This is a genomic window from Kribbella sp. CA-245084 (assembly GCF_050942355.1).
Taxonomy (GTDB): domain Bacteria; phylum Actinomycetota; class Actinomycetes; order Propionibacteriales; family Kribbellaceae; genus Kribbella.
In genome coordinates this window covers 122,116-136,847 of the sequence record NZ_CP192053.1, presented here as the reverse complement: position 1 = coordinate 136,847, position 14,732 = coordinate 122,116, and the positions used below count along the sequence as shown (strand labels likewise).

The window sequence follows — 14,732 nt, the reverse complement described above, 5'->3', positions numbered from 1 at the left end:
CGAATTCCGCTTCCGTGACTTGCTGACGCCCCGGCCCGGTGAAAAGATCCTGGGGTGGCAGTGCGAACGGGGAACCCCGACAAGAACCAGACCCTGCTGGACGACACCTCGAAGGCGATCATCGAGCAGTTGCAGCTCGACGGCCGGCGTTCGTACGCCGCGATCGGCAAGGCTGTCGGCCTGTCCGAGGCGGCGGTCCGGCAGCGCGTGCAGCGGCTGACCGAGGCCGGCGTGATGCAGGTCGTCGCGGTCACCGATCCGCTCGAGCTCGGGTTCGACCGGCAGGCGATGATCGGGATCAAGGCCGAGGGCGCGCTGGAGCCGATCGCCGACGAGCTGGCCAAGATGGACGAGGTCGAGTACGTCGTGGTCACGGCCGGGTCGTTCGACATCCTGGCCGAGGTGCTGTGCGAGAGCGACGAGCATCTGCTGCAGGTGCTGTCCGAGCGGGTCCGGCAGATCGAGGGCGTGAAGGCGACCGAGACGTTCGTCTACCTGAAGCTGGTGAAACAGACCTACTCCTGGGGTGTGCGCTGAACCTCTGGTCGGCTCCCGATCCGCTGCCGGAGCGCCCGAGGCTCGCGGGCGACCGGGACGCCGACGTGGTGATCGTCGGCGCCGGGTACACCGGCTTGTGGACCGCGTACTACCTGGCGAAGGCGGATCCGTCGCTGCGCATCGTCGTGCTCGAGTCCGAGACCGCCGGGTTCGGGGCTTCGGGCCGAAACGGCGGGTGGTGTTCGGCACTGTTTCCCGTGTCGTCGCGACGGTTGGCCGCGTTGCCGGGCTCGAGCCGGGAGGCCGCGATCGAGCTGCACCGGGCGATGCAGGCGAGCGTGAACGAGGTCGGATTGGTGAGCGCGGCCGAGGGGATCGACTGCGATTACCACAAGGGCGGGACCGTGGTGCTGGCGCGGACGCGGGTGCAGCTGGCCCGGGCGCGGGCCGAGGTGGACGCCGCGGCCGAGTGGGGACCGGGGGACCTGCAGTTCCTCGGGCCGGACGAGGTCGCCTCGAAGGTCCGTGCAACAAAGGTGCTGGGGGCAACATTCATGCCGCACTGCGCGGCGATCCATCCGGGGAAGCTGGTGCGCGGACTGGCCGCGGCGGTCGAGCGGCTCGGGGTGACGATCCACGAGCTGACGCCGGTGACCCGGCTCCTGCCCGGGCGCGCGATCACGCCGTACGGCGTGGTGCGCGCGGAGGTCGTCGTCCGGGCGACCGAGGGGTTCACGCCGGGGCTGGACGGTCAGTCGCGAGTCGTTGCGCCGGTGTATTCGTTGATGGTGGCAACCGAGCCGCTCGACCAGGCGGTGTGGGACCGGATCGGGCTGGCGGACCGGCCGACGTTCAGCGATCAGCGGCATCTGATCATCTACGGGCAGCGGACCGCAGACGGGCGGCTGGCGTTCGGCGGCCGCGGTGCGCCGTACCACTTCCGGTCGCGGATCAAGCCCGGGTTCGACGACGTACCGCGGGTGTTCAAGGGGTTGCAGAAGACGCTGCGGGAGCTGTTCGACATCTCGCCCGAGTTCACGCACGCGTGGGGCGGTCCGCTGGGTGTGCCGCGGGACTGGTGCGCGTCGGTTGGGCTGGAGCGCGGTGTCGCCTGGGCGGGTGGGTACGTCGGGGACGGCGTGAGTACGACGAACCTCGCGGGGCGCACGCTGCGCGACCTGATCCTCGAGCGGGACACCGCGTTGACTCGGCTGCCCTGGGTCGGGCATCGCTCGCGGGCATGGGAGCCGGAGCCGTTGCGCTGGCTGGGCATCAATGCCGGGTTGCGGGCGATGACGCTCGCGGACGTCGAGGAGCGGGTGACGCGGCGGCAGAGCCTGATCGCGCGGCTGATGGCCCCGTTAATTGGCGGCTGAGACGGGCTGCCGGCCGGCTTCCATCAGCGGTACGCCGGTGAGTTCGATGCTCGGCCGGATCCAGTCGTTGAGGATCGGGTCCTCGGTGTCGAGGTGACCCGAGAGCTCGGTGCGGCTCAGCTCGAAGACGTGCGCGGGGTTGCCGGTGAGGTCGACGACGGTCTGCATCAGCCGACCGACTTGCTCCTCCCAGAGCACGTCGACGAATTCGTGCCGGTCCGGGCGGATCAGCAGCAGGTCGACGTCGCTGTCCAGATCACCGTCGCCGCGCGCGATCGCGCCGTACACACTGGCGTGGACCGGCGGGATCCGCCAGCTGCTGATCTCGTCCGCGAGGCGGCTGATCAACGTACTGCGGAGGTCCGCGAGCTGGTCGACGATGGGGGCCAGGATGTGCTTGCGATTAAGGCGATAGAGCAACGAATTGCCGAGATCGTCGACGTGTACGAGCCCGGTCGCCGCCAGCCGTTGCAGCACGAGCCGAACGCCCGCGACGCTTCCCGACTCCGCCAGCTTGTGAATCTGGCGGCCGGACAGACCCTCCTCGGCCCGCGCCAGCACCAGCAACACCGGCCCGTCGAGGGACGGCACGACTGTGCTGATCGGGCTCTTCAGATCCATAACCCGTCTCACCCTAGTGATCTCCCGACGGGTCAAGTAATCACCGTGACGCGTCAGAGATCCTGCGCGTCGGCGCGGTGGAGCGGAGTTCGGTGGTGAAGGCGTAGCGGTCGCCGCGGTAGACGGCCGAGGTGTACTCGAAGACACGGTCGCGGCCGTCGAAGCTGATGCCGTGCTGGGCGAGGCAGGGCTGTGTGGCCGGGATGTCGAGCCAACCGGCCGTCTTCGCGTCGGGCATGACGGGCTCGAGGCGATACGTACCGCTGGCGACGTCGACACCGTAGCGGCTGGTGAGCAGGTCGTAGAGCGAGCCGTCGAGGTCCTCGGCCTGCAGTCCGGGGACGTACGCCGCGGGCAGCGTCGTGCGCTCGACCACCATCGGATGGTCGTCCGCGAGCCGGAGCCGGGTGAACGCGATGATCGGATCGCCCACCGGGATCCGCAGCCGGCGCGCCGCAGGCCGCTCGGCCTTCTGGTGCCGGAACTCGAGCATGGTGTTGCCGGGCCGCATCCCGCGGCGGCGGATGTCCTCGGAGAACCCGATCATCCCGAGCCAGCGCGCCACCTTCGGCCGGCTCGTGTACGTGCCGCTGCCATGCCGCCGTACGAGCAGCTCCTCGATCACGAGCTCGTCCACGGCTCGCCGCAGCGTCATCCGCGCCACGTTCCAGCGCGCCGCCAGCTCACGTTCCGGGGGCAACGCGGCGCCCTCCGGCAACGTGTCGATCAGACTCAGCAGCAGCGCCCGGATCTCGGCGGCCTTCCCCGGCAACGAACCATGCATTGGTCTTGCGTAACACCTGACTAGACCTGTGTGGAAGCCTTTTCATCACCGCTGAAGCGAGCCCGGCTAGACCACTCGCCCCGGAGATGAAAACAAGCACGCTTGATTCTTTTTGGTGGGCGTGGGACGCTCGGCGGACGGTCTCCTGGCGAGGGAGTGCAGCGTGCAACTGGATGTCGTGCTGGCTGATTTGTGGGCCGAGAGTGCGGAGCTGGATCGGTTGGTGGGTGGGCTGGCCGCCGACGAGTGGGCGACGCCTACGCCGGCAGAGGGGTGGACGGTTGCGCATCAGATCGCGCACCTCGCCTGGACGGATGAGGCGGCGCACTTGGCCGCGACCGATCCGGACGGGTTCAAGGCCTCGTTGCGTACGGCGGCCGCCAGCCCCACGACGTACGTCGACGACGGTGCGGCGGAGACCGCGGCGCTGCCGCCGGAGCAGTTGCTCCCGTACTGGCGGGAGACTCGCGCGGAGGTGGCCGAGGCGCTGAAGAAGGTGCCGGCCGGCGAGAAGGTGCTCTGGTACGGGCCGCCGATGAGCCCGACCTCGATGGCGACCGCGCGGTTGATGGAGACCTGGGCGCACGGGCAGGACGTGTTCGACGCACTCGGCGTACGACGTCAGCCGAGCAACCGGCTGCGCCACGTCGCGCACCTCGCGGTCCGCACGCGGGACTTCGCGTACCTGCTCAACGACCGCACACCTCCGGCCGAGCAGTTCCGCGTTGAGCTGACCGGGCCGGACGGTGATGTCTGGTCCTGGGGCCCGGAGGACGCGACTCAGCGGGTGAGCGCCCCGGCACTGGACTTCTGCCTGCTGGCGACGCAGCGGCGGCATCGCGATGACCTGGCGGTGGAGGCCGAGGGGGTTGAGGTCGAGGAGTGGCTCGGGATCATTCAGGCGTTCGCCGGGTTGCCCGGGAAGGGTCGGCGGCCGGGGCAGTTCGCATGACTGAGCCGATCCGCATCGGGAACGCGTCGGGGTTCTACGGGGACCGGTTCAGCGCGGTGCACGAGATGCTCACGGGCGGGCCTCTGGACGTGCTGACCGGCGACTATCTGGCTGAGCTGACGATGCTCATCCTCGGTCGGGATCGGCTGAAGGACCCGACACTCGGGTACGCGCGAACCTTTCTCAAGCAGTTGGAGAGCGGGCTTGGCGAGGCGCTGGATCGGGGTGTGAAGATCGTCAGCAACGCGGGCGGTCTGAACCCGTCGGGTCTGGCGCAGGCGATCGGTCAGTTGGCCGACAGACTCGGCGTGCACCCGAAGATCGCGTACGTCGAAGGTGACGATCTGCTGCCCCGCGCCGCCGAGCTGGACCTCGGAGAATCGCTGACGGCCAACGCCTACCTCGGTGCTTGGGGGATCGCCGAGGCGTTGCAGGCGGGCGCGGACGTGGTGGTGACCGGGCGCGTCACCGATGCGTCGGTGATCGTCGGGCCGGCCGCCGCGCATCACGGGTGGAAGCGGACGCAGTACGACGAGCTTGCCGGCGCGGTCGTCGCGGGGCACGTGATCGAGTGCGGCTGTCAGGCGACCGGCGGGAACTACGCGTTCTTCAGCGAGATCCGCGACTTCGGCCGACCCGGGTTCCCGATCGCGGAGATTCACGCGGACGGCAGCAGCGTGATCACCAAGCACGACACCACCGGCGGCGCGGTCACGATCGACACGGTGAAAGCCCAGCTGCTGTACGAGATCACCGGCGCCCGGTACGCCGGTCCGGACGTCACGACCCGCCTCGACACGATCGAGCTCTCCGCAGACGGGCCGGATCGGATCAGGATCTCCGGCGTACGCGGTGAGGCCCCGCCGCCGACGTACAAGGTCTCGTTGAACAGCGTCGGCGGATTCCGCAACGAGGTCGACTTCGTGCTGACCGGGCTGCAGCTGGAGCAGAAGGCCGAGCTCGTCCAGCAGCAGCTCGAGCAAGCGCTTCCGAAGCGGCCGGCCGAGCTGAAGTGGACGCTCGCCTGGACCGAGAAGCCGAACGCCGAGTCCGAGGAAGAGGCGAGCGTCTTCCTCCGGTGCGCGGTGAAGGACCCGGATCCGAAGGTCGTCGGTCGCGCGTTCAGCAGCGCCGCGGTCGAGCTGGCACTCGCGAGCTACCCAGGGTTCCATGTCACCGCGCCGCCCGGCGACGGTTCGCCGTACGGCGTGTTCCGGGCCGGGTACGTCGACATCCACGAGGTGGAGCACGTCGTCGTACTCCCGGACGGCACGCGCACCGTGATCGAACCGGCCGCCGAGACACAGCCGCTGGCGCCCGTCGACGACATCGAGGAGCCGATGCCGCTGCTCCAACTGTCGAGCGGACCGCCGCGGACGCGCGAGGTGCCGCTCGGCCGCATCGCCGGTGCACGCTCCGGCGACAAGGGTGGGGACGCGAACGTCGGCGTGTGGGTGCGCGACGAGAAGGCGTGGCGCTGGCTGGCGCACACGCTGACCGTCGACCTCTTCAAGCAGCTGCTGCCCGAGACCCAGCCGCTCGTTGTGACCCGCTACCTCCTGCCGAACCTGTGGGCGGTGAACTTCGTCGTCGAGGGTCTGCTCGGCGAGGGCGTCGCGGCGCAGGCTCGCTTCGACCCGCAGGCGAAGGCGGTCGGCGAGTGGCTGCGATCCCGGTACATCGACGTACCGGAGGTTCTGCTGTGAACTCGTTCCGCGACTCCGTGCGGCGTTTCATGGACGCCGAGGTGCTGCCGCAGCTCGACCAGTGGGAGCGCGATGGCGAGCTGCCGCGAGAGCTGCACAAGAAGGCCGGGGCGATCGGCATGCTCGGTGTCGGCTTCCCGGAGGCGGTCGGTGGCGGCGGCGGTTCGTTGCTCGACGCTATCGATGTGGTCGAGGAGATGCATTACGCCGGCGGGTCCGGTGGCCTGGTCGCGTCGCTCCTGACCTGCGGAATCGCGCTGCCGCATATTGTTGCTGCGGGCAACCAGGATCAGATCGAGCGATGGGTTCGGCCCACGTTGAACGGTGAGCTGATCGGCGCGCTGGCGATCACGGAGCCCGGCGGCGGGTCGGATGTGGCATCCATTCGTACGACGGCTCGGCGTGAGGGCGACGTGTTCGTTGTCAACGGCGCGAAGACGTTCATCACGTCGGGCTGCCGCGCGGACTTCGTGACGACAGCGGTCCGCACGGACGGCCCAGGTGCGCACGGGATCAGCCTCCTCGTGATCGAGCAGGGGTTCGAGGTGTCGCGGCGGCTGGAGAAGATGGGGTGGTTGTGTTCCGACACTGCTGAGCTGTCCTTCACCGATGTGCGGGTTCCGGTGGGCAATCTCGTCGGGCCGCAGGGGTCCGGGTTCGTGCAGCTCGCGGTGAACTTCGTGGCTGAGCGGTTGACGTTGGCGGTGCAGGCGTACGCCGGGGCTCAGCGGGCGCTCGACCTGACTGTTGCGTGGTGCCGGGATCGCGAGACCTTCGGGCGGCCGTTGATCTCGCGGCAGACCGTGCAGCACACGGTGACCGAGATGGCGCGGCGGATCGATGTGGCTCGGGTGTACGTGCGTTCGGTCGCTGAGCGGGCGGAAAGCGGTGAGGACGTGATCGCCGAGACCTGCTTCGCGAAGAACACCGCGGTCGAGGCCGGCCAATGGGTCTGCGACCAGGCGCTCCAGCTGCACGGCGGCCTCGGCTACATGCGAGAGGCCGAGGTCGAACGCCAGTACCGCGACCAGAAGATCCTCGCCATCGGCGGCGGCACCACCGAGATCCTGACCGGCCTTGCCTCCAAGAGACTGGGGTTCACCGCATGAGTAACCGCGAGGCGATGCTGGAGAAGCTCGTCGCCCTCGACGCCGAGCACGCGAAGGCGCTGGCCGGCGGCGGCGAGAAGTACGTCGACCGCCATCACAAGCGCGGCAAGCTGCTCGCCCGGGAGCGGATCGAACTGCTGCTCGACCCCGACTCGTACTTCCTCGAGCTGTCGCCGCTGGCCGGCTGGGGTTCGGACTTCACCGTCGGCGCGAGCCTGGTGACCGGGATCGGCGTCGTCGAAGGTGTCGAGTGCCTGATCACCGCGAACGACCCGACCGTCAAGGGCGGCGCGAGCAATCCGTGGACCCTTCGCAAGGCTTTGAGATCGGACGAGATCGCAAGGGCCAACAGGTTGCCGGTGATCAGCCTGGTCGAGTCCGGCGGCGCGGATCTGCCGACGCAGAAGGAGATCTTCATCCCGGGCGGCGCGATGTTCCGCAACCTGACCCGGTTGTCGGCCGAAGGGATCCCGACGATCGCGCTGGTGTTCGGCAACTCGACCGCGGGCGGTGCGTACATCCCCGGCATGAGCGACTACGTCGTGATGGTCGACGGCGGCGCGAAGGTGTTCCTGGCCGGGCCGCCGCTGGTGAAGATGGCGACCGGTGAGGACGCGGACGACGAGTCGCTCGGCGGCGCGTCGATGCACGCGCGGCAGTCCGGTCTCGCGGACTACTTCGCTGTCGACGAGCAGGACGCGATCCGGCTCGGGCGGCAGATCGTGTCCCGGCTGAACTGGCGCAAACAAGGCCCGGCGCCCAAGCCGTCGTACGACGAACCGCTGCTCGACCCGGATAAACTGCTGGACATCGTGCCGGGTGATCTGAAGATCCCGTTCGATCCGCGGGACGTGATTGCCCGGGTCGTGGACGGGTCGGTGTTCGACGAGTTCAAGCCGCTGTACGGGTCGTCGCTGGCGACCGGGTGGGCGTCGTTGCACGGATACCCGGTCGGCATCCTTGCGAATGCGCGCGGTGTGCTGTTCAGCGAGGAGTCGCAGAAGGCCGCGCAGTTCATCCAGCTGGCGAACCGGGCGAACACGCCGCTGATCTTCCTGCACAACACGACCGGCTACATGGTCGGCCAGGAGTACGAGCAGGGCGGGATCATCAAGCACGGCGCGCAGATGATCAACGCGGTCTCGAACTCCCGCGTGCCGCACATCTCGGTCCTGATGGGGGCGTCGTACGGCGCCGGCCACTACGGGATGTGCGGGCGGGCGTTCGATCCGCGGTTCCTGTTCGCGTGGCCGTCCGCGAAGTCGGCGGTGATGGGACCGCAGCAGCTCGCCGGCGTCCTGTCGATCGTCGCGCGCGCGGCCGCGGAGGCGAAGGGGCAGCCGTACGACGAGAACGCCGACGCGCAGATGCGGGCGTACGTCGAGGGGCAGATCGAGGCGGAATCCCTGCCGATGTTCCTGTCCGGCCGGCTGTACGACGACGGCGTGATCGACCCGCGCGACACCCGAACGGTCCTCGGCATCTGCCTGTCCGCCATCCACTCAGCCCCGGTCGAAGGCACCTCGTCCTTCGGCGTCTTCCGGATGTGAGGCGCATGTTCACGACTGTGTTGGTGGCGAACCGGGGTGAGATCGCGCGGCGGATCTTCCGTACGGCGCGGGCGCTGGGGCTGTCGACGGTTGCGGTGTACTCGAGCGCGGATGCTCGGATGCCGTTCGTCGACGAGGCGGATGCGGCGGTCGAGCTGCCCGGGAACACGCCGGGTGAGACGTATCTGCGCGCGGAGCTGATCGTCGAGGCGGCGGTGCGGGCCGGCGCGGACGCCGTACATCCGGGGTATGGGTTCCTGTCGGAGAACGCCGGGTTCGCGCAGGCGGTGATCGACGCCGGGCTGACCTGGATCGGGCCGCCGGTGGACGCGATCTCGTCGATGGGGTCGAAGATCGAGGCGAAGAAGCTGATGGCGGCGGCCGGGGTGCCGGTGCTGGCTGAGCTCACGCCGGCCGAGGTGTCCGCCGACGATCTGCCGGTGCTGGTGAAGGCGTCGGCCGGGGGTGGAGGGCGCGGGATGCGGGTGGTGTCGCGTCTTGAGGACCTCGCCGCGGAGATCGACGCGGCGTCGGCAGAGGCGTTGTCGGCGTTCGGCGATGGGACGGTGTTCTGCGAGCGGTACCTGGCGGCCGGTCGGCACATCGAGGTACAGATCATGGCCGACCAGCACGGGACGATCTGGGCCGTCGGCGAGCGGGAGTGCTCGATCCAGCGTCGCCACCAGAAGGTTGTCGAGGAGGCGCCGTCGCCACTGGTCGAGCGTCTTCCTTGGATGCGTGCCTTGCTCTTCGACGCAGCACGAAAGGCAGCTGCCGCGATCGGCTACGTGGGAGCCGGCACGGTCGAGTTCCTCGCGGACCAGGACGGCAACTTCTACTTCCTCGAGATGAACACACGCCTACAGGTCGAACACCCAGTCACCGAGGAGACCACCGGACTGGACCTGGTGCAGCTACAGCTCGCGGTCGCCGCCGGCGAGCGCCTGCCAGCGGACCCGCCTCCCACCGTCGGCCACGCAATCGAGGTCCGGCTGTACGCCGAAGACCCGTTGAACGACTGGCAACCCCAAACAGGAACCCTGCACCGCTTCCAGGTACCACTCGGCGTGCGGGTGGACTCCGGGGTTGAGGATGGGTCGGAGGTTTCGCCGTACTACGACGCGATGTTGGCCAAGGTGATTGCGGCTGGGCCTGACCGCGGCACGGTTGCCCGGCAATTGGCTGCTGCGTTGCGGCGGTCCACGATTCATGGGACTGGGACCAACCGGGATTTGCTTGTGTGGATCCTGGGTCATCCTGCGTTTCTGGCTGGTGAGACCGACACGGGGTTCTTCGACAAGCATGGGGTCGGTGAGCCGCCGGATGACGCGGTGGTGCGGGTGTCGGCGTTGGCTGCGGCGTTGGCTGATGCTGCCGGACGACAGGCGCCGGTGCGGGTGCCGAGTGGCTGGCGGAATCTGTCGTCGCAGCCGCAGCGGAAGAGCTATCGCGTCGGCGAGGTCGTGCATGAGGTTGCGTACCGCATGACCCGCGACGGATTGGTTGCTGAGGGCAACACCAGGCTGGTGGAGAGTACGCCGACGCGGGTGGTGCTGGAGGTTGACGGCGTACGGCGGGTGTTCGATGTGGCGGCGTACGACGGGCTGGTGTGTGTGGACTCGGCGCTGGGGAGTGTGAGTCTGGCTCCGGTGGAGCGGTTCACGGATCCGGCGCGGCAGGTGGCGGTGGGGTCGTTGGTGGCGCCAATGCCGGGGACGGTGATCCGGGTCGGCGTGCAGATCGGCGACAAAGTTACCCAAGGGCAACCGCTGCTGTGGCTGGAGGCGATGAAGATGGAACACACGATCGCCGCTCCGGTCGACGGCGTGGTCGGTGAGCTCAAGGTAGAAGCGGGACAACAGGTCGAGGTCGGCGCCGTACTAGCGGTGGTTGGGGAGCAAGCATGAACGAGCGCAGCGAGTTCATCAGAAGGCACAGCGCGATTCGTGCCTCATCGGCGCCCGGAGCGAAGCGAGGACGACGATGAGTTACGTCGAGTCCGAGGAACGCCGGGAGCTGCGGAAGGTCGTCAGCGAGCTCGGAAAGAAGTACGGCTACGAGTGGTTCAACCGGCAGGCCCGGTCCGGCGGGCACACGACCGAGCTGTGGCTGGAGGCCGGCAAGCTCGGCTTCCTCGGCGTCAACCTCCCGGAGCGGTACGGCGGCGGAGGCGGCGGCATGGGTGACCTTTCGATCGTGCTCGAGGAGCTCGGCGCGGCCGGCTGCCCGCTGCTGATGCTGGTCGTCTCACCGTCGATCTGCGGCACCGTGATCTCCCGCTTCGGCACCGACGAGCAGAAGCAGACCTGGCTGCCCGGCCTGGCCGACGGTACGACGATCATGGCGTTCGCGATCACCGAGCCCGACGCCGGCTCGAACTCGCACCAGATCACGACGACGGCCCGCCGGACCGACGACGGCTGGTCGCTGACCGGCCGCAAGGTCTTCATCTCCGGACTCGACGTCGCGAAGGCGGTCCTCGTCGTCGGCCGCACGGAGGACGCGAAGACCGGCAAGCTCAAGCCCGCGCTGTTCATCGTGCCGATCGACGCGCCGGGCGTGGAGTTCCGGCAGATCGAGATGGACCTCATCAGCCCGGACAAGCAGTACGCCTTGTTCCTGGACGACGTACAGCTCCCGCGCGAAGCGCTCGTCGGCTCCGAGGACGCCGCGCTGATGCAGCTGTTCGCGGGGCTGAACCCCGAGCGGATCATGGCGTCGGCGTTCGCGATCGGGATCGCGCGGCATGCGCTCGACAAGGCAACGGCGTACGTGAAGGAACGGCAGGTCTGGAAGGCCCCGATCGGCGCACACCAGGGTCTCGCGCATCCGCTCGCGCAGGTCAAGATCGAGCTCGAGCTGGCCCGCCTGATGATGCAGAAGGCCGCGGCGCTGTACGACGCGGGCGACGACATGGGTGCGGGCGAGGCCGCGAACATGGCGAAGTACGCCGCCGGGGAGGTCGCCGTACGGGCCACCGATCAGGCCGTGCAATCGCTCGGCGGGAACGGTATGACTGTCGAGTACGGCGTCGCATCGCTGGTCGCGGCGGCCCGCGCGACCCGGATCGCGCCGGTCAGCCGGGAGATGATCCTGAACTTCGTGGCACAACACAGCCTGGGACTGCCGAAGTCGTACTAGAAGGAGTGGGGCAATGATCATCACCAGTGAATTCGCGCCCGTCGAGGTGCTCGACGTACCGATCCACGAGGCAGTTCTCGGCAGAGCCCAGGAGTACGGCGACCGGCCGGCGATGGTCGACGGTGTCACCGGCAAGGAGCTGAGCTACGTCCAGCTCGACCACATGACGCGTCGGGTCGCGGCCGGGCTCGCCGAGCTCGGGATCCGGCACGGTGACGTGATCGCGCTCTACAGCCCGAACACGATCCTGTACCCGGTGGTGTTCTACGGCGCCACGCGCGCCGGTGCGACCGTGACCACGGTGAACGCGCTCTACACCGCGGACGAGCTGCACAAGCAGTTGATCGACTCGAAGGCGAAGTTGCTGGTGACGATTTCGCTGTTCCTGCCGGTCGCGACCGCGGCGGTCGAGGGTACGGACGTGGAGGAGATCTTCGTCTGCGACCAGGCCGAGGGGTACCGCTCGGTGATGGAGCTGGTCGCGTCCACGGCTCCGGAGCCGGTCGTCTCGATCGACCCGGTCGAGGACGTCGCCGTACTGCCGTACTCCAGCGGTACGACGGGCGCGGCCAAGGGCGTGATGCTGACGCACCGGAACATCGCGACCAACATCCACCAGGCCGAGTCGATGTTCGACCTGGAGGACGGCGAGCGGATCATCGCGATCCTGCCGTTCTTCCACATCTACGGGCTGTCCGTGCTGATGAACCTGCCGCTCCGGCTCGGCGCGACGGTCGTCGTGCTGCCGAAGTTCGACCTACAGCAGTTCCTGACCACGCTGGAGAAGCATCGGATCACCCGCGCGTTCGTCGCACCTCCCGTCGTCCTGGCGCTGGCCAAGCACCCGGCGGTCGACGGGGTGGACCTGTCGCACCTCAAGTGGGTGACGTCTGCGGCAGCACCGCTGGACGGTGAGCTGGCCGAGGCATGCGCGAAGCGGCTGGGGCTGCACGCCGTACTCCAGGCGTACGGGATGACGGAGCTGTCGCCGGGGACGCACGTCGTACCGCAGGACGACCCGGAGCCGCCGCCGGGTGCCGTGGGCAAGCTGTTCCCGTCGACCGAGATGCGGCTGGTCGGTGCCGATGGCAACGATGCCGACGAGGGCGAGATCTGGATCCGCGGGCCGCAGGTGATGAAGGGGTACCTCGGCCGGCCGGCCGATACCGACGCGACCGTCGACCGGGACGGCTGGCTGCACACCGGGGACATCGGGCGGATGGACGCGCGTGGCTACCTGTTCGTCATCGACCGGGTCAAGGAGCTGATCAAGTACCACGGGTACCAGGTGCCGCCGGCCGAGCTCGAGGCGGTGCTGCTCACGGACGAGCGGATCGCGGACGCGGCGGTCATCGGGGTGAATGCCGATGGCAACGAAGTACCGAAGGCGTTCGTGGTGCCGATGCCCGGTGCCGAGCTGACGGAGACGGACGTGATGGAGTACGTCGCCGCGCGGGTTGCGCCGTACAAGAAGATCCGGCAGGTCGAGTTCATCGACGCGGTGCCGAAGGCGGCGTCGGGGAAGATCCTGCGGCGGGAACTGCGTGCTCGCGAGGCCGCGCGTGAGTGAGGTGCTCAAGGCACCGCAACAGGACCGCTCGCGGGCTACCCGGCAGCGGTTGCTGGAGGCGGCGGTCGAGTCCCTGGCCGAGGTCGGGTACGCCGCGACGACCGTGAGCGTCGTGGCGACCCGGGCCGGGGTTTCGCGGGGGGCGGCGCAGCATCACTTCCCGACGCGGGCGGATCTGTTCGCGGCAGCGGTCGAGTACATGACCTCGGTGCGGCTGGCCGAGATCCGCTCGCAGGCGGCAGCGTTGCCGGTGGGTCCGGGGCGGACCGAGGCGATCGTCGGGATGCTGGCGGATGTCTACACAGGCCCGCTGTTTCGGGCTGCGTTGCACCTCTGGGTGGCGGCGTCGACCGAGGATGCGCTGCGACGGCAGATCGTGCGGTTGGAGTCGCATGTGGGGCGGCAGGCGCACCGGGCGTTGCTGGAGGTGCTGGAGGTCAGCGAACGCACGCCCGGCGTTCGGGAGACGGTGCAGGGCGTGCTGGATATGGCGCGCGGTCTGGGTCTCGCTGACTTGCTGACCGACGACAGCGCCCGCCGCCGCGGCATCGTGCGCCAGTGGAGCCGGATCCTGGATCAGGCTCTCCGCGATCCGGGTGTGTGACCGAACGCCTGCCGGAACGTGTCAATGAACGCACTGGCCGACGCCCACCCAGTCCTGTGCGCCACCCGGGTCACCGACTCCCCCTCCGCGAGCAACCGAAGCGCCTCATGCAACCGCAACTGCGTCCGCCACTGCGGGAAGCTCATCCCCAGGTCGCCCTTACACAACCGACTGAGAGTCCGCTCGCTGGCCCCGACGACCCGTCCCAACTCGACCAGCGTCCTCCCATCCGACGGCGCCGCCCTCAGCAGTTCGCACACCGCCACCAGTCGGGGATCACGTGCTGTGGGCAAGTAGGTAGGCCGCTGATGCGACCGCCGCAACTGATCGAGTAGAACCTCCAACAGCCGCCCCCGCTCCGCGGGGTCGGCGCGCTGCGCGCGGTCCACCCGGTGCGCCCGGTCGGCCAGATCGGCCGTCTCACGCCGGCCGGCCGTGCCGGCCGCAGTTGGCACGGCTTCGTCATACCCAACAGACGTGTAGGCGAGGATCAGCTCTCGGAGCAACGGGCTGACGACCAGCGCCGATGGGGTTTGCAAACCGAGGGGGTTCTCCCGGAGGCCGACTGTGTGGAGGGTGGTTTCGCCGTAGGCGCGGTGTTGGTGGAGGGTGCCGGCGGGGATCCAGATGGCTCGGGTGGCGGGGGCTACCCAGCTGCCGGCGTCGGTGGTGACGGAGAGGACGCCGCGGCCGGCGTACACGATCTGGTGGCGGTCGTGCCAGTGCGCCTCGATGCCGCCGCCGGCTTCGATCGGGCGGTGGCCGGTGGTTGCGGGACGTTGGCGGGTTTCCGGCATAGATTGTCATTTTATCGGAAGCCG

At 68.8% G+C, this 14,732-nt stretch carries 13 protein-coding genes; 10 read left to right on the top strand and 3 right to left on the bottom strand.

Annotated elements, in window-relative coordinates; all coding sequences use genetic code 11:
• Window positions 1–54 precede the first annotated feature (54 nt).
• Complete coding sequence (locus ACQPYH_RS00680) at window positions 55–537, top strand: Lrp/AsnC family transcriptional regulator (RefSeq protein WP_130445555.1); 483 nt, start codon at window positions 55–57, stop codon at window positions 535–537.
• Between the two features lie 65 nt (window positions 538–602).
• On the top strand, window positions 603–1,874 hold the full coding sequence (locus ACQPYH_RS00675; RefSeq protein ID WP_432885055.1) for an NAD(P)/FAD-dependent oxidoreductase: 1,272 nt from the start codon (window positions 603–605) through the stop codon (window positions 1,872–1,874).
• Here ACQPYH_RS00675 and ACQPYH_RS00670 read toward each other — a convergent pair.
• Together ACQPYH_RS00670 and ACQPYH_RS00665 are read right to left on the bottom strand one after the other, a co-directional pair.
• The gene (locus ACQPYH_RS00670) at window positions 1,860–2,495 is read right to left on the bottom strand and encodes a hypothetical protein (RefSeq protein WP_432885052.1); all 636 of its coding nucleotides are present in this window, start codon (window positions 2,493–2,495) and stop codon (window positions 1,860–1,862) included. The genes ACQPYH_RS00675 and ACQPYH_RS00670 overlap by 15 nt on opposite strands.
• Before the next feature lie 40 nt (window positions 2,496–2,535).
• A complete protein-coding gene (locus ACQPYH_RS00665) occupies window positions 2,536–3,279 on the bottom strand; it encodes a GntR family transcriptional regulator (RefSeq protein WP_432885050.1) in 744 nt (247 codons plus the stop codon).
• Between the two features lie 163 nt (window positions 3,280–3,442).
• Between ACQPYH_RS00665 and ACQPYH_RS00660 the strand changes: the two genes are divergently transcribed.
• The 8 genes from ACQPYH_RS00660 to ACQPYH_RS00625 all read left to right on the top strand — a co-directional run bounded on the left by ACQPYH_RS00660 (window position 3,443) and on the right by ACQPYH_RS00625 (window position 13,911).
• Entirely contained in the window at window positions 3,443–4,231 is a 789-nt protein-coding gene (locus ACQPYH_RS00660; RefSeq protein ID WP_432885048.1) for a TIGR03084 family metal-binding protein, read from the top strand.
• A complete protein-coding gene (locus ACQPYH_RS00655) occupies window positions 4,228–5,937 on the top strand; it encodes an acyclic terpene utilization AtuA family protein (RefSeq protein WP_432885045.1) in 1,710 nt (569 codons plus the stop codon). The genes ACQPYH_RS00660 and ACQPYH_RS00655 overlap by 4 nt, the downstream gene beginning before the upstream one ends.
• Window positions 5,934–7,046: an acyl-CoA dehydrogenase family protein gene (locus tag ACQPYH_RS00650; RefSeq protein WP_432885042.1), complete on the top strand. Its 1,113-nt coding sequence runs from the start codon at window positions 5,934–5,936 to the stop codon at window positions 7,044–7,046. The genes ACQPYH_RS00655 and ACQPYH_RS00650 overlap by 4 nt, the downstream gene beginning before the upstream one ends.
• Window positions 7,043–8,596, top strand: a complete 1,554-nt coding sequence (locus ACQPYH_RS00645) for an acyl-CoA carboxylase subunit beta (protein ID WP_432885040.1) — start codon at window positions 7,043–7,045, stop codon at window positions 8,594–8,596. The genes ACQPYH_RS00650 and ACQPYH_RS00645 overlap by 4 nt, the downstream gene beginning before the upstream one ends.
• A 5-nt stretch (window positions 8,597–8,601) precedes the next feature.
• Complete coding sequence (locus tag ACQPYH_RS00640; protein WP_432885037.1) at window positions 8,602–10,503, top strand: acetyl/propionyl/methylcrotonyl-CoA carboxylase subunit alpha; 1,902 nt, start codon at window positions 8,602–8,604, stop codon at window positions 10,501–10,503.
• A 76-nt stretch (window positions 10,504–10,579) separates the two neighbouring features.
• Complete coding sequence (locus ACQPYH_RS00635; RefSeq protein ID WP_432885035.1) at window positions 10,580–11,737, top strand: acyl-CoA dehydrogenase family protein; 1,158 nt, start codon at window positions 10,580–10,582, stop codon at window positions 11,735–11,737.
• A 13-nt stretch (window positions 11,738–11,750) separates the two neighbouring features.
• Window positions 11,751–13,307, top strand: a complete 1,557-nt coding sequence (locus tag ACQPYH_RS00630) for an AMP-binding protein (protein WP_432885032.1) — start codon at window positions 11,751–11,753, stop codon at window positions 13,305–13,307.
• Entirely contained in the window at window positions 13,300–13,911 is a 612-nt protein-coding gene (locus ACQPYH_RS00625; protein ID WP_432885030.1) for a TetR/AcrR family transcriptional regulator, read from the top strand. Before ACQPYH_RS00630 ends, ACQPYH_RS00625 begins: the two co-directional genes overlap by 8 nt.
• Here the strand turns inward: ACQPYH_RS00625 and ACQPYH_RS00620 are convergent.
• Complete coding sequence (locus tag ACQPYH_RS00620) at window positions 13,884–14,708, bottom strand: AraC family transcriptional regulator (RefSeq protein ID WP_432885027.1); 825 nt, start codon at window positions 14,706–14,708, stop codon at window positions 13,884–13,886. The two genes, ACQPYH_RS00625 and ACQPYH_RS00620, sit on opposite strands and share 28 nt — an antisense overlap.
• Between the last annotated feature and the right edge of the window lie 24 nt (window positions 14,709–14,732).

Excerpts from the sequence above, each read along its gene's own strand:
- ACQPYH_RS00670 (WP_432885052.1), bottom strand. The coding sequence starts at position 2,495 with ATGGATCTGAAGAGCCCGATCAGCACAGTCGTGCCGTCCCTCGACGGG.
- ACQPYH_RS00665 (WP_432885050.1), bottom strand. The coding sequence starts at position 3,279 with ATGCATGGTTCGTTGCCGGGGAAGGCCGCCGAGATCCGGGCGCTGCTG.
- ACQPYH_RS00655 (WP_432885045.1), top strand. The coding sequence starts at position 4,228 with ATGACTGAGCCGATCCGCATCGGGAACGCGTCGGGGTTCTACGGGGAC.
- ACQPYH_RS00645 (WP_432885040.1), top strand. The coding sequence starts at position 7,043 with ATGAGTAACCGCGAGGCGATGCTGGAGAAGCTCGTCGCCCTCGACGCC.
- ACQPYH_RS00640 (WP_432885037.1), top strand. The coding sequence starts at position 8,602 with ATGTTCACGACTGTGTTGGTGGCGAACCGGGGTGAGATCGCGCGGCGG.
- ACQPYH_RS00635 (WP_432885035.1), top strand. The coding sequence starts at position 10,580 with ATGAGTTACGTCGAGTCCGAGGAACGCCGGGAGCTGCGGAAGGTCGTC.
- ACQPYH_RS00630 (WP_432885032.1), top strand. The coding sequence starts at position 11,751 with ATGATCATCACCAGTGAATTCGCGCCCGTCGAGGTGCTCGACGTACCG.
- ACQPYH_RS00620 (WP_432885027.1), bottom strand. The coding sequence starts at position 14,708 with ATGCCGGAAACCCGCCAACGTCCCGCAACCACCGGCCACCGCCCGATC.